The organism is Pseudomonas fluorescens (assembly GCF_900636825.1).
GTDB classification, from domain to species: domain Bacteria; phylum Pseudomonadota; class Gammaproteobacteria; order Pseudomonadales; family Pseudomonadaceae; genus Aquipseudomonas; species Aquipseudomonas fluorescens_BG.
The window spans coordinates 4,964,748-4,987,099 of the sequence record NZ_LR134318.1; the positions used below are offsets into that span (position 1 = coordinate 4,964,748).

Consider the following 22,352-nt stretch of genomic DNA (forward strand, 5'->3'; position numbering starts at 1 on the left):
GTTACCCTCAGCCTCTAGGTACTGCGCGTGTCCAAGATGATGGTCTTTACGGGGAATGCTAACCCCGATCTGGCTCGGCGTGTTGTACGTCAGCTGCATATCCCTCTCGGTGACATCTCTGTCGGCAAATTTTCCGACGGCGAAATTACTGCCGAGATCAATGAAAACGTTCGCGGTAAAGACGTCTTCATTATTCAGCCGACTTGCGCTCCGACCAACGATAACCTGATGGAACTGGTAGTGATGGCTGATGCCTTCCGCCGCTCCTCGGCTACTCGTATCACTGCTGTTATTCCTTATTTTGGTTATGCCCGTCAGGATCGCCGTCCGCGTTCCGCACGTGTGGCTATCAGCGCAAAAGTTGTTGCTGACATGCTCACCGTAGTCGGCATCGACCGTGTTCTCACGGTTGATCTGCATGCTGACCAGATTCAGGGCTTCTTCGATATTCCGGTAGATAACATCTACGGCTCCCCGGTTCTGGTGGATGACATTGAAGATCAGCGCTTCGAAAACCTGATGATCGTGTCCCCGGACATTGGTGGCGTCGTGCGTGCACGTGCTGTTGCCAAATCCCTGGGCGTTGATCTCGGAATCATCGACAAACGCCGTGAGAAAGCCAATCACTCTGAAGTGATGCATATCATTGGTGATGTCGAAGGGCGTACCTGCATTCTGGTCGATGACATGGTCGATACCGCCGGCACCCTGTGCCACGCGGCCAAGGCCCTGAAAGAGCATGGCGCAGCCAAGGTCTTTGCCTACTGCACACACCCTGTGCTGTCGGGTCGGGCCATCGAGAATATCGAAAATTCCGTGCTGGACGAGCTGGTGGTGACTAACACCATCCCGCTGTCCGCTGCAGCACAAGCCTGTGCGCGTATCCGTCAACTGGATATCGCACCGGTAGTTGCCGAAGCGGTTCGCCGCATCAGCAATGAAGAATCGATCAGTGCGATGTTCCGTTAAGGGCCCTGCCCTTCTCGAAATGTTTCGTTGACGAAAAGCGCCCCGCCCCGGCATTCCTGCCGGGGCGGGGCTTTTTTGCCCATACCGTGTTCGGCGCTGGTCGCAAACGCCTCTCGGTCATGGCTATTTTGGAGATACAAAATGAACGATTTTACCCTGAATGCTGAAGTGCGTTCCGACCTGGGGAAAGGTGCGAGCCGCCGCCTGCGTCGTCTCGCCGCTCTGGTTCCAGCTGTAGTTTACGGTGGCGAAAAAGCCCCTGAATCCATCAGCATGCTGGCCAAAGAAGTTGCCAAACTGCTCGAAAACGAAGCGGCTTACAGCCACATCATCGAGCTGAACGTTGGCGGCACCAAGCAGAACGTCATCATCAAAGCTCTGCAGCGTCACCCGTCCAAAGGCCACGTGCTGCATGCTGACTTCGTACGCGTTGTCGCTGGCCAGAAACTGACCGCTATCGTGCCTGTGCACTTTGTTGGCGAAGAAGCTCCAGTGAAGAAAGGCGGCGAAGTTTCGCACGTTACTTCGGAAATCGAAGTGACCTGCCTGCCTAAGGACCTGCCTGAGTTCATCGAAGTCGACCTGTCGAAAGCAGAAATCGGCACCATCATTCACCTGTCGGACCTCAAAGCTCCTAAAGGTGTTGAGTTCGTTGCTCTGGCACACGGCGATGACAAGGTTGTTGCCAACGTCCACGCTCCACGTGTTGCTGCAGAAGCTACCGAAGAAGGCGCAGCAGAGTAATTCACTCTGTCATGCCTGAGTGAGCAAGTGACATCGCGGACTGGAACGTAGCGAGAAAGCGGGCGAGAACGCGGAGTTTACATCCATGGTAAATGAGCATTTTTCGTCCACTTTCGCCGCTTTCCCTGATCGCGGCGATGTTATCCACCACTCCAAGGAAGGGCCCCTATCGTGACTGCCATCAAACTGATCGTTGGCCTGGGAAATCCAGGCGCCGAATACGACCAGACCCGGCATAACGCAGGGGCCCTTTTTGTTGAGCGCATCGCTGCCGCACAAGGTGTCAATCTTGTCGCCGATCGCAAATATTTCGGCCTGACCGGGCGCTACTCGCATCAGGGTCAGGATGTTCGTCTGCTGATTCCCACCACGTACATGAACCGCAGCGGCCAAGCCGTGGCGGCACTCGCCGGTTTCTTCCGCATCCAGCCTGAAGAGATCCTCGTGGCGCACGACGAACTCGATCTGCCTCCTGGCGTCGCCAAGCTCAAGCAGGGCGGCGGCCATGGCGGTCACAACGGGTTGCGCGACATCATTGCGCAACTGGGTAATCAGAATACGTTCTACCGCCTGCGGCTTGGCATCGGCCACCCGGGCGTCGCCAGCATGGTTTCAAATTTCGTCCTGGGTCGTGCGCCACGCGCCGAACAGGAAAAACTCGATGCCAGCATCGACTTTGCCCTCGGCGTGCTGCCGGATATCCTCGCCGGTGAATGGAACCGCGCGATGAAAAACCTGCACAGCCAGAAGGCCTGACTTTTACCCGAGGGGAAACACCATGGGATTCAATTGCGGCATCGTCGGCCTGCCTAACGTCGGCAAGTCCACCCTGTTCAACGCCCTGACCAAATCCGGTATCGCGGCCGAGAACTTCCCCTTCTGCACCATCGAGCCGAACAGCGGCATCGTGCCGATGCCGGATCCGCGCCTGGAAGCCTTGGCGGCCATCGTCAATCCAAAACGCATCCTGCCGACCACCATGGAATTCGTCGACATCGCCGGCCTCGTCGCTGGCGCCTCGAAAGGTGAAGGCCTGGGCAACAAGTTCCTCGCCAACATCCGCGAAACCGACGCCATCGCTCACGTCGTGCGCTGCTTCGAAGACGAGAACGTTATCCACGTTTCCAACAGCGTCGACCCGAAGCGCGACATCGAGATCATCGATCTGGAATTGATCTTCGCCGACCTTGACAGCTGCGAGAAGCAACTGCAGAAAGTCGCGCGTAATGCCAAGGGCGGTGACAAGGACGCCGTGGTTCAGAAGGCGCTGCTCGAGCAATTGATCGCGCACTTCACCGAAGCCAAGCCCGCACGCAGCCTGATGAAGAACATGAGCGCTGACGAAAAGGCCGTGATCAAAGGCTTCCACCTGCTGACCACCAAGCCGGTCATGTACATTGCCAACGTGGCTGAAGACGGTTTCGAGAACAACCCGCACCTGGATGTGGTACGCGCCATCGCCGAAGAAGAAGGCGCCATGGTTGTGCCGGTCTGCAACAAGATCGAAGCGGAAATCGCCGAGCTTGATGACGGCGAAGAGAAAGACATGTTCCTCGAGGCCCTGGGCCTGGAAGAGCCTGGCCTGAACCGCGTGATCCGCGCTGGCTACGAGATGCTGCACCTGCAGACCTACTTCACCGCCGGTGTCGAAGAAGTCCGCGCCTGGACCGTCAAAGTCGGTGCCACCGCACCACAGGCCGCTGGCGTGATCCACACCGACTTCGAAAAAGGCTTCATCCGTGCCGAAGTCATCGCCTACAACGACTTCATTCAGTACAAGGGCGAGGCCGGTGCCAAAGAGGCCGGCAAATGGCGTCTGGAAGGCAAGGATTACATCGTCAAGGACGGCGACGTGATGCACTTCCGCTTCAACGTCTAAGCAACAGCCGCACAAGAAAAAGCCGCGTTTGATACGCGGCTTTTTTGTGCCTGACAGATCGTTAAAAGGCCTTTTTGGTGCGCGGCAAAAAGATCGCCAACACACCAAACAACGGCAGGAACGAGCACAGGAAATACACGTACTCAATCCCGTGCACATCCGCCAGATGCCCCAGCAGTGCCGCGCCAATCCCGCCGAAACCAAACATCAAACCGAAGAAGATTCCGGCAATCATCCCGACATTGCCGGGCACCAGCTCCTGCGCGTACACCACAATCGCCGAGAACGCCGAGGCCAGGATGAATCCGATCACCATGCTGAGCACACTGGTCCAGAACAGGTCGACATGGGGCATGAGCAGGGTAAACGGCGCCACGCCGAGGATCGAGAACCAGATCACCGCTTTGCGGCCGATCTTGTCGCCAATCGGCCCGCCGAAAAACGTCCCCGCCGCCACTGCGCCAAGAAACAGGAACAGATGCAACTGCGAACTGGCAACCGACAGGTCGAACTTCTCAATCAAATAGAAAGTGAAATAACTCGTCAGGCTGGCCATGTAGAAATATTTGGAGAACACCAGCAACCCAAGCACCACCAGCGCACTGATCACCCTGCCCTTCGATAACCCGTGCGTTGCCGCCTGGCCGGCCTTGAGCTTGAACAGGTTCAAGTGATGGGCGTACCAGCGACTGATGCGGTACAGCACGAACAGCGCGAACACAGCGAACAATCCGAACCACGCCACATTGGCCTGACCGAACGGAATGATGATCGCCGCTGCCAACAGCGGACCGAATGCAGAACCGGCATTACCGCCGACCTGAAAGGTCGATTGCGCCAGACCAAAACGCCCACCCGAGGCCAGCCGCGCGATCCGCGAGGCCTCCGGATGGAACGTCGAAGAGCCGATACCGATCAGCGCGGCTGCCAACAGAATCAAGGGGAAGCTGCCGACCATCGACATCATCACGATGCCGATCAGCGTACAAATCGAGCCGGCCGGCAGCAGCCACGGTTTAGGGTGACGATCAGTGTGATAACCGACCCACGGCTGCAACAGCGATGCGGTCAGTTGAAAGGTCAAGGTGATCAGACCGACCTGGGTGAAACTCAAACCGTAGCTGGCCTTGAGCATCGGGTAGATCGACGGCAGTACCGACTGGATCAGGTCGTTGATCAAATGCGCCAGCGCCACTGCGCCGATGATACGCATCACCAAAGGACTGCTTTGAGAAGCAGTAGGCGCCGAGGCAGCGGCGCTCTGAACGTTGCTGATAGCCATGGAAGTTTCCGGACAGCAGATGGGTGCCCGCGGGCAGGTGCGTCAATGTGCCATTTTTCAGTGCGCCAGCGCCATCCCCTTAGCCAGCTAACTAACCAACAACTCAACCCTGTGTAGGAGCTGCCGAAGGCTGCGATCTTTTGATCTCTCAAAATCAAAAGATCGCAGCCTTCGGCAGCTCCTACACAGGGCGATCGTGGGCCGCGAAAATGATAGCGCAACGCCATGGTCTAAATCTTGCCTTGCTTCTGGCCTTGAACACGATCGCCTTACAAAGGCGCTCGACAATGGGAAGTTTCGCTACAGAGCCAGCCCACAGAGCGGGCACGAGTGAACTTTCGAGGCCTTTTAGAGGGCACAGTCGCGGTTGAAAAATTCGCGATGCACGCCAATGGTGCGTGGTGTCCAGAGGAGTCATGAGGCATGCAGGCTTTTCTTTCGCCGGGGATCAAATTGCTGGGGCGGTTTGGCTTCGCAGGTAAATTCCAATTGTTGTTTCTGCTGTTCATTCTGCCGTTGGCCGGCAGCCTGTTGATGATCGGCCAGGACTATCGCGACAAACTCAACCTGATCTCCGGCGAGCGCGCCGGCGTGCGTCAGCTGCTGGCACTTGATGCGCTGGACGACTTGCTCGCGGCTCAACGGGACCGCGCCGCGCGCTGGCGCGCCACCGAAACCAATCGCCAACCGACACCCGCAACTCTTGCCGCCATGGCCGCGTTCGATGCCGTGCAACCGGCGGTGCAGCAAGCCACCACGGAACTGGGCAACGCGCTGCAAAATGAAGGCGCCGAGGGCGAAACGCTCACGCGTTATCAGGCACTGCAAAGCGCACTGAACGGACTGGATTCGAAAAGCCTCAGCAGCGTTGGATGGTGGCCGGACGGTTACGAGCGGTTCACTCACGCACTGAGCGCGCTGCAAGCCTTGCGCGAGCAGATCGTCATGGACAATCGCCTGACGCTCGCGCCATGGCTGGAAACCTATTTGCTGACGCAGATTTCCACGCAGCATGCGCCGGACCTGATCGAGCGAGTCGGTCGTCTGGCGGCGGTGGGGCAGGCCTCGGTCGTCTCCGGCCAATTCACCTTGCAGAGCCGCTTGCAGTTGCGCGACCTGCGCAGCCGCATTGGCGACGCCCGCGAGCAATTGGTGAAAACCGCCGGCCTGCTGGAGGCGCGTCTGCCAGTCGCGCTGCAATCCTGGGCCAGCCAATACCACGACAGCCTCAAACACCTCGACGGCGGCCTGAAAATCCTCGACGACGGAGTGTTCGGCGGCAGCATCACGCTCAAGCCGGAAGAGTTCGAACGCAGCCTCGATGCCCTGCTGACGGATCTTGCGACCCTGCGCCAGCAATCATTGGTGTCCCTGGATCAACGGCTCGACGCCTATCAAGGCTCGGCGATCCGCCAGTTCATCCTGGTTGCCGTAATATTCGGCTGCCTGTTGCTCGCGGCACTGTATCTGTTCGTCTGCCTGCAAGCATCGATCCGCCGCAGCGCCAGCGGCATCACCCTACTTGCCGAAGCCTTGCGCGACGGCAACCTGAGCCTTCAAGTGCCCGTGGTCGGCCGCGATGAGCTGGCGGCGATCAGCACCGCGCTCAACGTTGCCGTGGTGCAATTGCGCACCAGCATGCTCGGCGTCGATCATGAGACCTCGCAACTGAGCAATGCCGTACGCAGCCTCAACCAGCATTCCCGCGGCGCCCTCGGTGAAGTCGAGGCGCAGCAGTTGCAGATCAGCCAGATCGCCACTGCCGCCACGCAATTGGCGGCCACCTCGCAAGGCGTGGCGCAGAGTTGCGAACAAGCCTCCGGCAGCGCTCAGCACACTCGCCGCATCGCCGCCGACAGTAGCCGCGACAGCCAGCGCACCACGGCGAGTATTCAGCAGCTCAATCAGCGCCTGAACGACACCGCCGCAGCGCTCGGTAGGGTCAGCGAGCAAGGCCAGCAGATTCAATTGGTGGTCGATACCATTCGCGGCGTCGCCGAACAGACCAACCTGCTCGCGCTCAACGCGGCGATTGAGGCAGCCCGCGCCGGCGAACAAGGTCGCGGCTTCGCCGTGGTCGCTGACGAGGTGCGCAGCCTTTCGCAACGCACGCAATCGTCCACCGCGCAAATCGCCGGCACCGTCGACAGCCTGCGCGCCACGGTTAACGAAGCCGTGAGCCTGATGGAGGCCGCCTGCGGCCAGGCGCAATCGGACGCTGAAGCGGTCACCGGTCTGGGTGAACGCCTGGGGGAAATCGCCAGCGCCGTGCAGAGCGTCACCGACACCCTCGCGCAGATCGCCACAGCCGTCGAAGAACAGGCCAGCACCGCCGACGAAGTCAGCAGCAATATTCAGCAGGTCGATCAAGCGGCGGTGCGTCTGCTCGAAGGCGCACGCGCCGTGAACCTCGCGGCGGACACCTTGAGCCAGGGCAGCGAGGCACTGAGCGCCAATACCGGCAGATTCCAGCTACGCTAACGCCCTCCCCGGCCCCGATTTTCGGGGCCGGAGGATAAGCGGTTGAAAATAAGAAGAAATATTTTTGAATTACGCTTGACGCTTTTCCATTTCAGGGGAATAATGCGCGCCACTTGGCTACATAGCTCAGTTGGTTAGAGCATAGCATTCATAATGCTGGGGTCCGGGGTTCAAGTCCCTGTGTAGCCACCAAGTACTGAAAACGGCTTACCGAAAGGTAGGCCGTTTTTTTATGCCTTGAGAAAAATCTTTCCCGAGCTTACTCCTACAGCTCAGATCGGCCGCTTCACGTCAGCAGACCGAATTGACGCATTTCTCAAGAAGAAAATTATAGGAAAAATATCCGATCAGCGTACGAAACGGATATTTAGTAAATTACACCACCTGCGACGCTGTGCTTTGATTCCCCATATGACCGACAATCCACCATGGTTCGATTCAACGCCGTCAAAGGAAGAACCGGATGCCTTTGCACGAAACATTCTTAACGATGGCAGCTTTCTAGGGAGCTGCGACTGTGATGCTTGGTTAAGGCTATGCTGGGATGGAACAAGGCGGAGCGTGCGCCTTTCGTCATCAAACGGCGCCTACTTGCGACATTTCTCCCCACCAGAAATGGGCAGGGAATTGCAGAAATTCATGCGACAACAGAAATCAAGGGATAGGGATCGCTCATGAAAAAACCATTGATTGAACCGCGGTTTGTCGGCGCTCGATTTGATGGGCACACTATCCCGCTTGAGCTTCTTAAGGACATATCTGTTCTGGAGGAATTCGTAATAGCGGTTGCCAAGTGGATATTCGTGCAAAACAACGTTCGCATTAGGGCGCCAAAAGGATTTACAGACCCGCTGTCCATTGGTCTCTCTGAAGTCAAGGACGGTAGCGCGATACCTGGCATTACTATTGATTACATTGACGACTCAGCCGGCCTATTTCCCGCAGCAAATGAGGATTACTTTTTCCGCGCTGTTCAAGCCATCGGGGGAGCGATCAATGCCGCCGAGCATAACGAACCTATCACTGATCACCTTCCTGCAAATCTGCTTGGCTATTTTGACAGATTTGGAAGGGGGCTTAGGGAGGGAGAGGTTCTGGAGTTTTTCCCGGGAAAAGATCGCCCTGCACGGCTCACAAAGCTAACTCGCCGACGTCTGTTACTCGCATCGCAGAACGAGGTACTCACGGACGAAATAACAGTTCGCGGCCTCGTGTCTGAGCTTGATCAAAGTAAGATGAGTTTCGAACTGCAGCTGCCAGGCGGCAGAAAAATTGCCGCCAAGGTTGACGCTATTCACTTGGATATCATCCTTGAGGCGATGAGCGGCTACCGAACCGGGCTCAAGGTTTCAGTCTCGGGCGTTGGTCGATTTGACCGCTATGAACGGCTACACTCATTTGATGTTATTGAGGACGCCGCCATTATCGATACCAACGATCCACTGGCTAGAATCGACGAGCTGAGACTTCTTAAAGTCGGTTGGCTGGATGGTCGCGGGCTCGTTCCAGCGTCGTCCGACTTTGACTGGCTTGAGAGCTTTTTCGTCGACACCTTTCCACCTACGCTGCCTAGCCCTTATATCTACCCTACAGAAGAGGGTGGGGTCCAGCTTGAATGGCGAACCGGAAATCAGGACGTCAGCTTAGAAATTGATCTCGCCAGCCTATCTGGCGACCTTCATTGCCTCAACACCGAGACAATGCAAGAGATATCCAAAGTGCTTTCCTTGGACGATCCTACTCACAAACAGGCGCTCGTCGATTTAATTTCCAAAGCCGCAAAGGGAGAGATTTGATGAAGGAGAGTACGCATCTGCTGCGACAAATTAATCCAAGCTTCATTCAGGATGGAAAGATCACATCGCAAGCTTTTAGTCCCACGCCGAAAGATGATAAGAAACTTTCTTGCTACGATGGTGACCAAATCGACCCACCGAATGCTCACGATCATTTCGTTCAGTCACTGGGCCTTAGGTCTGTCGGGGTGGTAGCTGTCACGGTTGCCGAGTGTGGAGCGCTGGAGCTTCCAGCTTTCCCCGATCCTGAGCCGTTCAAAGAGCACGCCATTATTGACTTTGATGGGAACGAGAAAAACGATATCAAACGAAAATCAAAAATCCTTCGGACCATTGCAGAAGAAAGAGATTGGCTCTATAAGCCGTAAGACAAGCCCGGCCCAGCGCCGGGTTTTCTGCATATGCTCCTCGCGTCTAACTTTCAATACTTACTTCGTCTGATCTCACATACGAAAATCTGGATTCAAGATAATGCCACGTCACTATTCGGGTGTAATCCTGGTGTAACGGGCCTATACCGCTAGTAATTTCCAGATAAATCAAAAAACGTTTTGAAATAGCCATCTTTAAAAAGAAAGCTTTTCCCCCATGGCCTAGCGCTGCTCGACATAATTCCTTAGGATTTGGCCTGTTTAATACTTCGGGAGATATGGAGCACCTGCACCGGGTTGTCTTTGAAGAGCTGATCCTCGCACGACCAAACTATGGACTCAGATAACCATAAAAAGGTAACCGGCGAAATGCTCAGCTTAAACGCCACTATCCTTAAGGGATAGCAGCGTTTCTCTTAATGCGCCAGTGTTGCCTATTTACCTAAGCCCCCTATCTACTGCTCTACTCCGCCGTAATCACCAGACACCCCTTCATCACGCGCACTTTGACGTTCTCGTTTACCTCGAATCCCGCTTGCCGCAACCACAACCCGCGCAGCCTGATCCAAGGCACAGGCTTGCCGGGGTTGTAGGGTGTGTCCTTTGTGTGGGCCGGGTAAAAATCAGCGGCGATTTTCAACCGGCGTTCAGTGATGGGGGTTGATGACGTATGATTGGTTTTAGCCATGATTAGCTCCTGTTTAGCTGCTTGTGGTTAGCGGGGCCAGGGTGTTGGCGCACCTTGGCTCCGCGTTCTTAGGGTTACTTCAAATTTCTCTTTCTTCGTTGCTTGTTTTGGTCGCTGCCTGAGCGATCAGTGCGTCGAGCATCTGCGCAATAACCTTCTGTTGAACCTTCGAAAGCTCATTGATGGACTGCAGCCGTCGATACCACGTCGAGGTCAAGCTGCGTCTGGGCGTCTCCGTGTACGAGGGAACCCCGAGCAGGTCTTCAACGGGAACGCGAAGCGCAAATGCCATCTTCACCAGTGTCGTGACCGGCATGCTGCGCGTGCCCTCCTCGTAACCCTGAAAGGTCTGCCGGGAAAGACCTAAAGCCCTTGCAAACCGCGTCTGTGTTATCTCGTGCACCGTGCGTAAATGTGCAATGCGACTGCCCAACGCGACCAGAAAATCACGATCCTCATTGGAAATGCTCATGACGGCGGCCGACTGAAAATAAAATCGAATGGCAACGGACTCATCCTCTTCATCTGATATCCATCCTGGAAAAACTACAGAAACCATCCTCAGGCAACGCCGCGTAGGCTGTCGACCTGAATAATCTGTAAGAGAAATCCGGCGTAGTCAGCGATTCAAAGGAAAAGACTACAGGCGCGACCGACAATGGTTTTGCCTGAATCAGGCGCAAAACCGCTGGACTGAGATAGCCCTGTAGGAAGCAGGCTTTGCTCATGTAAGAACTGGATTTATCATCACTTCAAGCACCCGCCCCTCTCTCCCCGAATTGCCCTTCGACCGACAAGCTCCCCTGGCTCGATTCAGCGCCATACAGGGAGTTGGCATGCCTCAATACAAATACCTTCTCGACGATGACTGGTTATTAAATCCGTATAGCGGTGGCAGGGCCTGGTTTACTTTGCTTCCACCGAAAGCGCCGGTGCCGGTGTACATCGAGAAGGATGAGTGGCCTGCGCCCAAGCCACGCGAAGACAGGATCTTTGCCAAATCCTGCACGCCGGACAACTGGTGTCGCACCGACGCTGGCACTGCCAAGGAGCCAGCCAGCAACTTCGGCAAGATCATGGTCGCCGGCGCCATGCTCATGCCCTCCGCCAGCACCGCTATCGCGACGGCAATAGGCGCCGACCTGGCTTTGGGGCGTCTGGCCGGCGGCGGGATTTTGCAACAGCGCCTGAACTGGGCCATCCGTGGCGCCGGCGGGCCGGCCAGCGTGTTTGTGCTGGGAATGCTGCCGAGCAAAATAGCCGACGGCACGCTTCACACCGACGAAGAACTACGCCGCATGAGCCGTGCCACCACGCGCGTGCGCTTCCAGTTTCGTCGTGATGCCGAAGGTGTTCTGCGGGTCTACGGCATCCACTCCGGCGCCTCTGGCGACGACGCCGTACGCACGGTGAACGTCAAGTGGAACGCCGACAAGACCGCCATGGAGGCCAAGCTCAACGGCATCACCATTCTCTGGACGCCGCAACGCGGGCCGCTGGGGTCGATGCCTCCGCTGGTTTATCCCGACCACGGTGAGGCACTCGACCCGATCCTCGTCCAACCGATCCCGGAGAACACCGATAGCCAGATTGAGGGACTGCCGGGCGAGGATGTGACGGCCGAGGATTGTATTCTGGTGTTCCCGGCGGACACCGGGCTGAAGTCGTTGTATGTGGTTTATTCAAGGCCGGCGAGGCAAACGCCGGGGATCGTTACGGGGGTGGGGGAGGATGTGGCGGGGATATGGCTTGCGGGGGCTGATTCGGGCGTGGGGGTTCCGATTCCAACAGACGTTGCCAACTCTCTACGAGGACGAGAATTCAAAAACTTCGACTCATTCAGAGCAACCTTTTGGAAAACGGTTGCAGAGTCAGCATCGGGGGATGAGTTGATTGAACAGAATGTTGGTCGAATGCGTAAGGGTAAGGCGCCACGTGTGCGTAAAGCCGATAGAGTCGGCGGTAGAAAGTCTTATGAAATTCACCATCTCGAAAAAATATCCAAGGGCGGTGGCGTATATGACCTAGATAACCTTCGAGTAAATACTCCTCGGAACCATATAGATATACACCGGCGTGAATAGGCAAATATGAAAGATACCTTATTAAAAGCCAGCATTTCTGAGTACACAGAGGCCGAATTCGTCGCTCTGTTACAACAGCTCGCGAAAGAGGATGAAGAGGCTGAAAACGATGATCGTGCTGATTTACTGTTGGCACACTTCGAGACAATCAGCGAGCATCCAGCAGGATCGGACTTGATCTACTACCCGGAGCCTGGTGCTGATAACTCGCCTGTCGGGGTAATGCAAAGTGTCAGGGACTGGCGAGCAGCACAGGGATTGCCGGGGTTCAAAGACTATTGATAAGTCGTGTCGTTGAGGGTTCGAGCCATCGAGTTAACTTTGGCTGTGACGATTTATTGCGTCTCAACACATCCAAGATTCGTGCGTGAGATAGGCAATGGCAACGGAATTCCTTATTAAAGACGATTTGTCAGATTACACCGAGCAAGAATTCATCAAACTCCTTGAGCGCATTATCGGAAATGAGGGGAGCGAAGAAGAAGAAAGCAAGCTCGTTCTTCACTTCAATTTGATTTGTGGACACCCAACAGGATCCGATTTGATTTTTTACCCTGGAGATGGCGCCGATGACTCGGCACAGGGGATCATTGACTCATTGAAGAAATGGCGTAGTGACCATGGGCTGTCGGGCTTCAAACAATGATAAGAAAGCGCACCAAGCAAAGCATAGCTGACTACACAGAATCAGAATTCATCTGTTTCGTGAAAAATATAAGAGCAGTCAACAGAAGTGGGTCTGACAAGGAGCTTGGCAGATTGCTGGCGGAATTCAGGGCTTTGACCGGCCACCCCGCTGGAACAGACCTGATCTTCTACCCCGAGCCCGGAGCAGATACAACATCTGCCGGAATAGCTCATACAGTCATGACATGGCGCGAAGCGAATCGACTACCCGGATTCAAGACATGAATCCTGCGGCCCGTTTCATTTGAACTGTCGAACTTCAACATGAGAACGTCATGACTAACATATCCGACTACACCGAAGCAGAATTCTTGATATTTGTGCAATCTGTCCTTGCAGCCAACACAAGCCCAGACGAGATTCTCGATCCGCTGTTGTTTGAATACGTCTTTGTGAACACCCAGCGGGCACCGACCTCATCTATTGGCCCGAGGATATGAAACAACAAACAGCCGAGAGCATTACCGAAATCGTGAAAAAGTGGCGTGCTACCCATGGTCTGCCAGGCGTCAAGCAATAAATTTCTGATTCACTAAACCTGCACTACTCTCAAGAAGATCGCACCGCCCGAGCTACCGCTTTCGCGAGCAGGCTCGCTCCCACAAGGGTATCGTTTTCGGCCAATCGATTGGCGCGACCGCTGAGCGGGAGGGCTGTAATCCCCACGCGGTTTGCACCCCACCGGCCCGCTCGATAAAGTCCCCGAAGACTTTTATCCCAGGACGGAGATCCCGCGTGCTTCCAACTCAGCTCTTGAAGCGCTTTCGCCTGCCAGCCCTGGCGCTGACCATCAGCGCCCTGCCCCTCGCCGCGTGCAACGCCCCGACCTCCTCAACTTTGCCGCTGGCACCGGAAGCCGCTTCCGGTTACCGCGCTCATCTGCAAACCCGTCACGCCAGTAAACACATGGCCGCCGCTGCCAATCCGCTGGCAACCGAAGCCGGGCGGGAGATGTTGCGTCAGGGCGGTTCGGCGATTGATGCGGCGATTGCGATGCAGGCAGTGTTGACGCTGGTTGAGCCGCAGTCGTCCGGGATCGGTGGCGGCGCGATGATTGTGTTGTGGGACGGCAAGCAGGTGCGCACCTATGACGGCCGTGAAACGGCGCCGGCCGGGGCCACCGAGAAGCTGTTCCTGAACGCTGATGGTAAACCGATGGCCTTCACGCAAGCGCAGATTGGCGGGCGCTCGGTCGGTACGCCTGGGGTGTTGCGCGCGCTGGAGCTGGCGCATCGGCAACACGGTCGCTTGCCGTGGGCGAAGCTGTTTGAGCCGGCGATCAAACTGGCCGAGCAAGGCTTTGCGATTTCCCCGCGCCTGCATTCGCTGCTGATTGCCGATCCGCTCATCCGCCAGTCACCAGACATGGCAGCGTACTTCCTCAACGCCGACGGCAGCGTCAAAGCCGTCGGCACCCGTCTACAGAACCCGCCACTGGCCGCCGTATTCAAACGTATCGCCAGCGAAGGTGCCGATGCCCTGTACAAAGGTCAGATCGCCGAAGAGATCGTCGCCAAGGTTCAACAGCACGCCAACCCCGGCAGCCTGTCGCTGAACGATTTGCAGCGTTATCAGGCCAAGGAGCGGGCGCCGCTGTGTACCGACTACAAGCGTTGGCAGGTCTGCGGCATGCCGCCACCGTCGTCAGGCGGGATTGCCGTGGCGCAGATTCTCGGCACGTTGCAGGCGCTGGAGACTCGCGACCCACGCCTGTCGCTGACCCCGCTCAAACCAGTGAACACCAATAGGCCGGCCGGCATCGAACCGACGCCACAAGCGGTGCACCTGATCGCCGAGGCTGAACGTCTGGCCTATGCCGACCGTGCGCAATACGTGGCCGACACCGACTTCGTCCCGGTGCCGGTCAAAGGGTTGCTCGATCCTGCCTACCTGGCCAGCCGCGCCAGCCTGATCGGCGAGCGCAGCATGGGCAGCGCCAAACCGGGCACACCGCCGGGCGTACAAGTGGCCTACGCACCGGACCGCTCGCCGTTGCGCATCTCGACCTCGCAAGTGGTCGCGGTGGACGACCTCGGCGGCGCCGTGTCGATGACCACCACCATCGAAGCCGCGTTCGGCTCGCACCTGATGGTTCAGGGTTTTCTGCTGAATAACCAGATGACCGACTTCTCGTTCATTCCCGAAGAAAACGGGCAGAAAGTTGCCAACCGCGTCGAACCGGGCAAACGCCCACGCTCGTCGATGGCGCCAACACTGATCTTTGATCGCAACACTGGTGAATTCGTCGCCACGGTCGGCTCCCCCGGCGGCTCGCAAATCATCGAATACGTGGCGAAAACCACCATCGGCCTGCTCGACTGGAACCTCAATGCACAAAGTGCGATCAACCTGCCCAACTTCGGCAGCCGCAATGGCCCCACCGAACTGGAACAGGGACAGTTCAGCCCGGCGCTGATCCAGGCACTCAAGGACAAGGGCCACACGCTCAGCGAAATCGACATGACCAGCGGCACCCAGGCGATCGTGCGGGTGAAGGATGCGCAGGGCAAAGCGACATTGACGGGCGGTGCCGATCCGCGGCGAGAGGGAGAAGCGTTGGGGGAGTGAGCATTACCAAGTGGGCAGAAAAGGCTTACCGGGAGGTAGGCCTTTTTTTTCGGCGATTGGCTCTGTTCATATGCCCCTCGTTGCCTTTTCCTACCCCGAAAATCAGCTAGCGCAGATAGAGTTAGTGACCTTTAAGAAGATCATTTTCGGGATCTGCTGGCATTTATGAACGCGAACATATTTGAAACGTACGTCCACCAAGCGCCAACAGGCTTGCGGCACACACAAGCAGTACGATGTGATCGACACGATACCGTCGAAATGGAGTAACCCATGAACATACGCCCCTATTCATAACGAGGAAGACTACCGAGCGGCGCTTAAAAATATATCTGCGCTCTTCGACAACGAGCCAGAACCGGGGACCCCTGAAGGTGACTACTTCGAGATCATGATCACGCTCATTGAGGCCTACGAAGCCAAGAACTTTCCGCTGGATCTGCCGAATCCGATCGATGCCATCAAATTCTGGATGGAACAATCAGGCCTGTCGGCTGCTGATCTGGCTCCGGCTATCGGTCGAATGAACAGGGTCTATGAGGTATTGAACGGCAAGCGAGCACTGACCTTGCCAATGATCTGGAAGCTTCACGAGTTATTTGGGATTCCTGCGGAAAGCCTGATCAAACCGATGAAACACTGTTGAGGCTGGAGGCTCAGCGATTCGCCACTAAATGCACCCCAAACAACAAATAGCACCCACCTGCCAATCGATCCAGCCACTGGCGTGACCGCTCGTAGACACCGGCAACCCGGCGGCTGGCGAAGAACAGGGCGACGCTGCAATACCAGCTGAACGACAGCGTGGCCATGGTCAGCACGGCCAGCGCCAGCAGGAGCGGCGGTACGTGGGGCGGCATGGCGGTGGCGAAGATGGTGGCGACAAAGAGTGCCGATTTCGGGTTGGTCATATTGCCGAGGAAACCGCGAGCGTAGACGCCGGAATAAGTCTGCCGGGGCGCAGCCGGTGTACCGGGGGCAACCGTAGCCTTGCGCTTGAATTGCTTCAGCCCCATATAAATCAGGTAGCAACCGCCGGCAATCTTGAAGCCCAGATAGAGGGTCGGCGCGGCGCTGAACAGCGTCTTGATTCCCAAGCCGCCGGCAAGGCCCCACAGCACCGTGCCGGTGGCCACGCCCAGCGCAGCCACCACGCCATGTCGGCGCGAGTGACTGGCCGCTAGTTGCGCGATGTTGAAGAAATTTGGCCCGGGCGTGACCACCGCCACTGTCCACAACAGCGCCAGCGACAGCAACGGGGCAAGATAACCGGCAACAGAAACGTCCATGAGCGTTGCGCCTGAGCTGTGGAATGAAGCCTCTACCTTGCTACATCCGCTGACGGTTTTCCATCAACGTCGTTTAAACCGCCAACGTCTTGCCATCCACCCCATCCCCAATCTTCAGGAAATGCCCGCCCGCAACGTGATGCAGCGTGCGCAAACCATCCTGCCCTTCGAAATGCCAACGCCCATCGCTGAACACACGCTCGTCGGCTTGGGCGGCGATGACTTCGGCGAGGAACAGGTCGTATTGCTCGTGATTGCGCGGCTCCGGCAGCAGGCGGCATTCGAGCCAGGCGACACAGCCCTCCAGCAGCGGCGCTTCAACCTGTTCGCCGGCGAAGGTGTGCAGGTCGTACGCCTGGAACTTGTCGTGACCTTGGTTGCGGGTGATTTCCAGGCCGGAGGTGTTGCCGACGGTTTGCACGATATCGGCCTGATTGACGCACGGCACGTTCAGCACGAAGGTGCCGGAGGCTTCGAGCAACTGGCGGGTCCAAGTAGATTTATCGAGGACGACGGCGACTTTCGGCGGCTCGAAATCCACCGGCATGGCCCAGGCGGCGGCCATGATGTTGCGCTGGCCGTCGTGAGCGGCGCTGACCAGCACGGTCGGCCCGTGGTTGAGCAGGCGATAGGCTTTGTTCAGGGGCACCGGACGGCGGTGGGAGTCGCTCATGGGAATCTGCTCCGCAAGAAAAGGAGCCGATTGTAGCGCTGCCACTGGAGAATCACAGAACCTGTGGAAGCGAGCCTGCTCGCGAAAGCGGCGTGTCAGCCAACATTAATGTTGAATCGCCTTCGCGAGCAGGCTCGCTCCCACAGTTGATCGATGTCGATCAGTGGGATAGTTGATTGGCAAACTGGCCCACCGCATCCACGACTTTTTGCGCACCATCCTGGATTTCAACGATCACCGTCCCCGCCTCCGCCGCCAGCGCCAGACCCTGTTCCGCCTGAAGCTTGCCGTCGGTCATCAGCGCGACGGCGTTGCGCGCCATTTCCTGGTTCTGCCGCACCACGCCGACGATTTCATCCGTCGCCTGGCTGGTGCGCGAGGCCAGTTGCCGCACTTCGTCCGCGACCACCGCAAAACCGCGCCCTTGCTCGCCGGCACGGGCAGCCTCGATCGCGGCGTTAAGCGCCAGCAGGTTGGTCTGTTCGGCAATACCGCTGATGGTTTTGACGATGGTGCCGATGACCAGCGACTGTTCATTCAGCGCTTCGATGCCTTCTCCGGCCGCTTGCATATGACGCGACAAATCACGCATCACATTCACGGCTTCGGTGACCACGGTCGTGCCCCGTTGGGCGGTGCTGTCGGTTTGTTGCGAGGTGCTGTAAGCGATACTGGCCGCCTCCGCAACTGCTTGCTCGCGATCGACCTGATCGGTAATCACCGTGGCGAACTTCACCACTTTGTAGAGTTTGTCGTTGGCATCGACCACCGGATTGTAGGACGCCTCCAGCCAGACCGTACGCCCATGGCTATCGACCCGCTTGAAACGGGCAGCGACGAATTCACCACTGTTCAAGCGACGCCAGAAGTTTTGATAGTCGGCGCTGTTGTATTCCTCCGGCGTGCAGAACGTACGGTGATGTTTACCCTTGATTTGCGCGAGGCTGTAACCCATACCGTTGAGGAAACGGTCATTGGCGGTGAGCACGTTGCCGTTGAGATCGAACTCGATCACTGCCGTGGAGCGCACCAGCGCACCGATCAGGTTTTCATGCTCGCGGGAGGCTTCGATGGTGCGGGTCAGGTCGCTGGCGTAGACCGAAATGTGTCTGACGCGGCCATCGGAAGCGCGGACCGGTTGCACGATCGAACGCAGCCACGCCTCGCCACCATTGCCGCGCAGCAGACGCACAACACCGGCGAAATGTTCGCCTCGACTCATCGAGCTCTTGAAGCGCTGGTGGAATTCGTCGGTCTTGACGTGGGTCGGTACGATGTCTTCGATTGCCCGGCCGACCAGGTCCTGGCTGTTGTAGAACATTTCTTTGAGGAAGTTCTGGTTGACCGAGCGAATGCGCCCGTCCGGTTCGAGGGTCAACGCGAGCATCTCGCTTTCCAGGCTTTCCTTCACTTGTACAAGGCTGGAGAGTTCTTCACGGAGAGCGGCCAGCTCTTGCTTCAAGCGTTTATTGAACATGGGAAAGCACCGATGGCAGGGTAGTAAGCGGATACAACCTAGCCATCGGCCTTGAGGGGTTTTTCTGAAGAGAGCTCGATACCCGTCAGTCGAAAATAGTTCTGCGCTGGCGCGTCAGGCAGCGCCGGCCGCTTGACAGGGCCCAGTGCGCGGCAGGCGCGCGCCGAAATAAGCCGCGGTCAGAATTCCCACTGCGCCCATCACCGCGCAGAACATCACGCAGATCCATGGGCTCCACGGCATCAGACCAATCAACAACAGCGGTGTGATACTTGCCCATGCGGCGTAGGCAATGTTGTAAGTGAAGGAAATGCCTGACACACGAATACGCGCCGGGAACAGCCCCACCATCACCGATGGCACTGCACCGACGACCCCGCACGCCAGACCGGCCACCGCATAGGCAATGCCGATCCACTGGCCGCCCATGATCAGACAGCCATACAACACGCCGATGCCCAGCGGCAGCAACAGGCTGTAGAGCATGACCGTGCGCCAGGCGCCAATGCGATCGACCAGCAGCCCGGCAATCACGCAGCCAAGATTGAGGAAAACGATGCCCAAGGCACTGAGCCCGAAAGTGTGGCTGGCGGTCATGCCGAAGGTTTTCTGCATCATCGTTGGCGTGATGACCACGAACACCACCACCGCCGAGGTCAGCACGCATGTCAGCAGCATGGCCGGCAACATCGCCAGGCGATGTTCGCGCAGCACCGTGCGCAACGGCAATTCGACCCGCGCCTCACGCTGCGCTTCCATGGCCATGAACACCGGGGTTTCGCTGAGCCAGCGCCGCAGATAAACACCGACCACGCCGAACACGCCGCCCAACAGGAATGGATAGCGCCAGGCGTAATCGAGAATCTCGGACGGAGTGAACACCTGCGCGAGAAACGTCGCGGTCAGGGCGCCGATCAGGTAACCGAAGGTCAGACCGGCCTGCAAAAATCCGAGGGCGTAACCGCGATGGCCGGTCGGCGCATGCTCGGCGACGAAGACCCAGGCACTCGGCACTTCACCGCCCACCGCCGCGCCTTGAAGAATGCGCAGCGCCAGCAACAGCAATGGCGCGAAATAGCCGATTTGCGCATAGGTCGGCATGATCCCGATGAGCAGGCACGGCAGCGCCATCATCAGGATGCTCAGGCTGAAAACCTTTTTACGGCCCAGGCGATCAGCGAAATGCGCCATCAGAATCCCGCCCAGCGGCCGCGCCAGATAACCGGTGACGAAAATCCCGAAGCTCTGCAGCAGCCGCAGCCATTCGGGCATTTCCGGCGGGAAGAACAGCTGGCTGAGGGTCAGCGCGAAGAACACGAAGATGATGAAATCGTAGATCTCCAGCGCCCCGCCGAGCGCCGCGAGGCCAAGGGTCTTGTAGTCGGCGCGGCTGAACGGCGCCGGTCGGGCTGTGGAGTTGGCAGTCATGACAAAGAACTCAGGAATCGGCAAAAACCAAGGCGCCCATGGTCTACGCAAATGGGCGAATCGACAACCCGTTAGACCATAGTCCCGTTTTGCGAAAACCTGCTCAACAAAAGGGCGACGCTTGATTTACTGTGGGTGCCTGTATACAGGCCGAAACCGTACCCTGTAGGAGTGAGCCTGCTCGCGATGGCGTCCTTTCAGACACTGATGTGTTGAACGTAACGGCCCTATCGCGAGCAGGCTCACTCCTACAAGGGGTGTGTGGTTCGCAGCAATATCAAAATAACCATAAGAATCCGAGGTACATCACGTGGCCGTTGATATCGAAGATAGCCGCTCTGCGCGCTTTGCCCTGCGCTGTTCAAATTTTGCCGAACGCTGGTTTCCCGATTCCTGGGTGTTCGCTGCGTTGGCCGTGATCATCGTCGCGTTGGCCACGTTGGCCATGGGCGCCAAACCCAGCGCTGCGGCGATGGCGTTCGGTGACGGCTTCTGGAGCCTGATCCCGTTCACCATGCAGATGGCCTTTGTGGTGATCGGCGGCTACGTCGTCGCCAGCTCACCACCTGCGGTCAAACTGATCGACAAACTGGCACGGATCCCGAAGAACGGCCGCTCCGCTGTAGCCTGGGTGGCGCTGATCTCGATGGTCGCCTCGCTGCTCAACTGGGGCCTGTCGCTGGTGTTCGGCGGTTTGCTGGTGCGCGCCCTCGCCCGCCGCACCGATCTGAAAATGGATTATCGCGCCGCCGGAGCAGCGGCGTATCTGGGCCTCGGCGCGGTGTGGGCGTTGGGTCTGTCTTCCTCGGCTGCGCAGTTGCAGGCCAACCCCGCCAGCCTACCGCCATCGATCCTGTCGATCACCGGGGTGATCCCGTTCACCGAAACGATTTTCCTCTGGCAATCTGGCGTGATGCTGCTGGCACTGATCGTGATCTCGATCATCATCGCTTACGCCACTGCGCCCGGCCCGAACTCGGCACGCGACGCCAAGGCCTGCGGTATCGACCCGGCGTTCAATCTGCCGCCGCTGCAACCGCGCACCCGTCCCGGCGAATGGCTGGAACACAGCCCGTTGCTGATCATTGTGCTGGTACTGCTGGCGGCGGGATGGCTGTTCCACGAGTTTTCGACCAAACCGGCGATCACCGCAATTTCCGGCCTGAACACGTATAACTTCCTGTTCATCATGCTCGGTGCGCTGTTGCACTGGCGCCCGCGCAGCTTTCTCGACGCCGTGGCTCGCGCGGTGCCGACCACCACCGGCGTATTGATCCAATTCCCACTGTACGGCTCGATCGCCGCGCTGATGACCACAGTCAAAGGCGCTGATGCGCAAACCCTGGCGCATCACATCTCGACGTTCTTCGTCAGCATCGCTTCGCATGACACCTACGCGCTGCTGATGGGCGTGTACTCGGCGATACTCGGTTTCTTCATTCCGTCCGGCGGCGGCAAATGGATCATCGAAGCGCCGTACGTGATGCAAGTCGCCAATGATCTGCAATACCACCTCGGCTGGGCGGTGCAAATCTACAACGCCGCCGAAGCGCTGCCGAACCTGATCAACCCGTTCTACATGCTGCCGCTGCTCGGCGTGCTCGGCCTGAAGGCACGCGACCTGATCGGCTTCTCGTTCGTGCAATTGCTGGTGCACACGCCGCTGGTGCTGCTGTTGCTGTGGGCGCTGGGGACGACATTGGCACATACGCCGCCGGTGATGCCGTGACGTAGCCAAGGACTATAAATGGGCACGAATGCCCTGTGTGAGCCAGCCTGCTGGCTCACACTTCTATTGCCCGTCGGGCCTGCCTTCCACGTCAGGCCCAACTACTCGCCCAATGGCATAGCGCAACAATCCGCGGATGATGGCTTTTCTGTCAAACAGCGCTGATCCACTATGAAGCGCCCCTGACTCGCGGGGCCCACGCTGAAA

At 57.7% G+C, this 22,352-nt stretch carries 22 protein-coding genes, 1 tRNA gene and 2 pseudogenes; 17 read left to right on the top strand and 8 right to left on the bottom strand.

Features of this window, described 5'->3' with window-relative positions; translation table 11 throughout:
* Positions 1-27: 27 nt before the first annotated feature.
* The 4 genes from EL257_RS22550 to ychF all read left to right on the top strand — a co-directional run bounded on the left by EL257_RS22550 (position 28) and on the right by ychF (position 3,592).
* Entirely contained in the window at positions 28-969 is a 942-nt protein-coding gene (locus tag EL257_RS22550; protein ID WP_003171603.1) for a ribose-phosphate pyrophosphokinase, read from the top strand.
* 141 nt (positions 970-1,110) lie between these two features.
* Positions 1,111-1,713 (top strand): 50S ribosomal protein L25/general stress protein Ctc, encoded by a 603-nt coding sequence (locus EL257_RS22555; RefSeq protein ID WP_126366349.1) that lies wholly within the window; start codon positions 1,111-1,113, stop codon positions 1,711-1,713.
* A gap of 171 nt (positions 1,714-1,884) precedes the next feature.
* Positions 1,885-2,469 carry an aminoacyl-tRNA hydrolase gene (gene pth / locus EL257_RS22560; protein WP_126366351.1) on the top strand — a complete coding sequence of 195 codons (585 nt, stop codon included), beginning with the start codon at positions 1,885-1,887 and terminating at the stop codon, positions 2,467-2,469.
* Positions 2,470-2,491: 22 nt separating this feature from the next.
* Positions 2,492-3,592 (top strand): redox-regulated ATPase YchF, encoded by a 1,101-nt coding sequence (gene ychF / locus EL257_RS22565; protein WP_126366353.1) that lies wholly within the window; start codon positions 2,492-2,494, stop codon positions 3,590-3,592.
* Positions 3,593-3,653: 61 nt separating this feature from the next.
* On the opposite strand, the gene EL257_RS22570 is transcribed toward ychF, so the two are convergent.
* Positions 3,654-4,874: an MFS transporter gene (locus EL257_RS22570; protein ID WP_126366355.1), complete on the bottom strand. Its 1,221-nt coding sequence runs from the start codon at positions 4,872-4,874 to the stop codon at positions 3,654-3,656.
* 423 nt (positions 4,875-5,297) lie between these two features.
* Between EL257_RS22570 and EL257_RS22575 the strand changes: the two genes are divergently transcribed.
* From EL257_RS22575 to EL257_RS22590, 4 genes are all read left to right on the top strand, one after another.
* Positions 5,298-7,355, top strand: coding sequence for a methyl-accepting chemotaxis protein (locus tag EL257_RS22575; RefSeq protein WP_126366357.1), 2,058 nt, complete (start codon positions 5,298-5,300; stop codon positions 7,353-7,355).
* Positions 7,356-7,470: 115 nt separating this feature from the next.
* Positions 7,471-7,547 (top strand) — tRNA-Met (locus tag EL257_RS22580).
* A 482-nt stretch (positions 7,548-8,029) separates the two neighbouring features.
* Positions 8,030-9,151 (top strand): hypothetical protein, encoded by a 1,122-nt coding sequence (locus tag EL257_RS22585; protein WP_126366359.1) that lies wholly within the window; start codon positions 8,030-8,032, stop codon positions 9,149-9,151.
* Positions 9,151-9,519 (top strand): hypothetical protein, encoded by a 369-nt coding sequence (locus EL257_RS22590; protein WP_126366361.1) that lies wholly within the window; start codon positions 9,151-9,153, stop codon positions 9,517-9,519. The genes EL257_RS22585 and EL257_RS22590 overlap by 1 nt, the downstream gene beginning before the upstream one ends.
* Before the next feature lie 466 nt (positions 9,520-9,985).
* On the opposite strand, the gene EL257_RS22595 is transcribed toward EL257_RS22590, so the two are convergent.
* Together EL257_RS22595 and EL257_RS22600 are read right to left on the bottom strand one after the other, a co-directional pair.
* Positions 9,986-10,210: a SymE family type I addiction module toxin gene (locus EL257_RS22595; RefSeq protein WP_126366363.1), complete on the bottom strand. Its 225-nt coding sequence runs from the start codon at positions 10,208-10,210 to the stop codon at positions 9,986-9,988.
* Positions 10,211-10,289: 79 nt separating this feature from the next.
* On the bottom strand, positions 10,290-10,682 hold the full coding sequence (locus tag EL257_RS22600; RefSeq protein WP_232013042.1) for a helix-turn-helix domain-containing protein: 393 nt from the start codon (positions 10,680-10,682) through the stop codon (positions 10,290-10,292).
* A gap of 364 nt (positions 10,683-11,046) precedes the next feature.
* Between EL257_RS22600 and EL257_RS22605 the strand changes: the two genes are divergently transcribed.
* The 8 genes and pseudogenes from EL257_RS22605 (at position 11,047) to EL257_RS22635 (ending at position 16,195) form a co-directional block, all read left to right on the top strand.
* The gene (locus EL257_RS22605) at positions 11,047-12,294 is read left to right on the top strand and encodes an S-type pyocin domain-containing protein (RefSeq protein WP_126366367.1); all 1,248 of its coding nucleotides are present in this window, start codon (positions 11,047-11,049) and stop codon (positions 12,292-12,294) included.
* A 6-nt stretch (positions 12,295-12,300) separates the two neighbouring features.
* Entirely contained in the window at positions 12,301-12,576 is a 276-nt protein-coding gene (locus EL257_RS22610; protein WP_126366370.1) for a bacteriocin immunity protein, read from the top strand.
* A gap of 97 nt (positions 12,577-12,673) precedes the next feature.
* Positions 12,674-12,940, top strand: coding sequence for a bacteriocin immunity protein (locus EL257_RS22615; RefSeq protein WP_232013044.1), 267 nt, complete (start codon positions 12,674-12,676; stop codon positions 12,938-12,940).
* A complete protein-coding gene (locus EL257_RS22620; protein ID WP_126366372.1) occupies positions 12,937-13,206 on the top strand; it encodes a bacteriocin immunity protein in 270 nt (89 codons plus the stop codon). The genes EL257_RS22615 and EL257_RS22620 overlap by 4 nt, the downstream gene beginning before the upstream one ends.
* A 50-nt stretch (positions 13,207-13,256) precedes the next feature.
* Positions 13,257-13,421: a bacteriocin immunity protein gene (locus EL257_RS22625; RefSeq protein WP_269471990.1), complete on the top strand. Its 165-nt coding sequence runs from the start codon at positions 13,257-13,259 to the stop codon at positions 13,419-13,421.
* On the top strand, positions 13,418-13,501 hold the full coding sequence (locus EL257_RS28230) for a bacteriocin immunity protein (RefSeq protein ID WP_269471996.1): 84 nt from the start codon (positions 13,418-13,420) through the stop codon (positions 13,499-13,501). The genes EL257_RS22625 and EL257_RS28230 overlap by 4 nt, the downstream gene beginning before the upstream one ends.
* Positions 13,502-13,716: 215 nt before the next feature.
* Entirely contained in the window at positions 13,717-15,549 is a 1,833-nt protein-coding gene (gene ggt / locus EL257_RS22630; RefSeq protein WP_126366375.1) for a gamma-glutamyltransferase, read from the top strand.
* 273 nt (positions 15,550-15,822) lie between these two features.
* A pseudogene (locus EL257_RS22635) lies at positions 15,823-16,195 on the top strand (helix-turn-helix domain-containing protein).
* A 10-nt stretch (positions 16,196-16,205) separates the two neighbouring features.
* On the opposite strand, the gene EL257_RS22640 reads toward EL257_RS22635, so the two are convergent.
* From EL257_RS22640 to EL257_RS22655, 5 genes and pseudogenes are all read right to left on the bottom strand, one after another.
* Entirely contained in the window at positions 16,206-16,838 is a 633-nt protein-coding gene (locus EL257_RS22640; RefSeq protein WP_126366379.1) for a LysE family translocator, read from the bottom strand.
* Positions 16,839-16,911: 73 nt separating this feature from the next.
* A complete protein-coding gene (locus EL257_RS22645; protein WP_126366381.1) occupies positions 16,912-17,511 on the bottom strand; it encodes a flavin reductase family protein in 600 nt (199 codons plus the stop codon).
* 160 nt (positions 17,512-17,671) lie between these two features.
* The gene (locus EL257_RS28535; RefSeq protein ID WP_419866634.1) at positions 17,672-18,280 is read right to left on the bottom strand and encodes a methyl-accepting chemotaxis protein; all 609 of its coding nucleotides are present in this window, start codon (positions 18,278-18,280) and stop codon (positions 17,672-17,674) included.
* Positions 18,260-18,988: pseudogene (locus tag EL257_RS28540) on the bottom strand (PAS domain-containing protein); the annotation flags it as partial. The gene EL257_RS28535 and the pseudogene EL257_RS28540, both read right to left, overlap by 21 nt.
* Positions 18,989-19,102: 114 nt before the next feature.
* Complete coding sequence (locus EL257_RS22655) at positions 19,103-20,416, bottom strand: MFS transporter (protein ID WP_126366385.1); 1,314 nt, start codon at positions 20,414-20,416, stop codon at positions 19,103-19,105.
* A 310-nt stretch (positions 20,417-20,726) separates the two neighbouring features.
* Here EL257_RS22655 and EL257_RS22660 point away from each other — a divergent pair, with 310 nt between their 5' ends.
* Positions 20,727-22,145 carry a short-chain fatty acid transporter gene (locus EL257_RS22660; protein ID WP_126366387.1) on the top strand — a complete coding sequence of 473 codons (1,419 nt, stop codon included), beginning with the start codon at positions 20,727-20,729 and terminating at the stop codon, positions 22,143-22,145.
* Positions 22,146-22,352 lie beyond the last annotated feature (207 nt).

Coding starts and splice junctions, on each gene's coding strand:
- EL257_RS22555 (WP_126366349.1), top strand. CDS start 1,111: ATGAACGATTTTACCCTGAATGCTGAAGTGCGTTCCGACCTGGGGAAA.
- ychF (WP_126366353.1), top strand. CDS start 2,492: ATGGGATTCAATTGCGGCATCGTCGGCCTGCCTAACGTCGGCAAGTCC.
- EL257_RS22570 (WP_126366355.1), bottom strand. CDS start 4,874: ATGGCTATCAGCAACGTTCAGAGCGCCGCTGCCTCGGCGCCTACTGCT.
- EL257_RS22575 (WP_126366357.1), top strand. CDS start 5,298: ATGCAGGCTTTTCTTTCGCCGGGGATCAAATTGCTGGGGCGGTTTGGC.
- EL257_RS22585 (WP_126366359.1), top strand. CDS start 8,030: ATGAAAAAACCATTGATTGAACCGCGGTTTGTCGGCGCTCGATTTGAT.
- EL257_RS22590 (WP_126366361.1), top strand. CDS start 9,151: ATGAAGGAGAGTACGCATCTGCTGCGACAAATTAATCCAAGCTTCATT.
- EL257_RS22595 (WP_126366363.1), bottom strand. CDS start 10,210: ATGGCTAAAACCAATCATACGTCATCAACCCCCATCACTGAACGCCGG.
- EL257_RS22600 (WP_232013042.1), bottom strand. CDS start 10,682: ATGAGCATTTCCAATGAGGATCGTGATTTTCTGGTCGCGTTGGGCAGT.
- EL257_RS22605 (WP_126366367.1), top strand. CDS start 11,047: ATGCCTCAATACAAATACCTTCTCGACGATGACTGGTTATTAAATCCG.
- EL257_RS22610 (WP_126366370.1), top strand. CDS start 12,301: ATGAAAGATACCTTATTAAAAGCCAGCATTTCTGAGTACACAGAGGCC.
- EL257_RS22615 (WP_232013044.1), top strand. CDS start 12,674: ATGGCAACGGAATTCCTTATTAAAGACGATTTGTCAGATTACACCGAG.
- EL257_RS22620 (WP_126366372.1), top strand. CDS start 12,937: ATGATAAGAAAGCGCACCAAGCAAAGCATAGCTGACTACACAGAATCA.
- EL257_RS22625 (WP_269471990.1), top strand. CDS start 13,257: ATGACTAACATATCCGACTACACCGAAGCAGAATTCTTGATATTTGTG.
- EL257_RS28230 (WP_269471996.1), top strand. CDS start 13,418: ATGAAACAACAAACAGCCGAGAGCATTACCGAAATCGTGAAAAAGTGG.
- EL257_RS22640 (WP_126366379.1), bottom strand. CDS start 16,838: ATGGACGTTTCTGTTGCCGGTTATCTTGCCCCGTTGCTGTCGCTGGCG.
- EL257_RS22645 (WP_126366381.1), bottom strand. CDS start 17,511: ATGAGCGACTCCCACCGCCGTCCGGTGCCCCTGAACAAAGCCTATCGC.
- EL257_RS22655 (WP_126366385.1), bottom strand. CDS start 20,416: ATGACTGCCAACTCCACAGCCCGACCGGCGCCGTTCAGCCGCGCCGAC.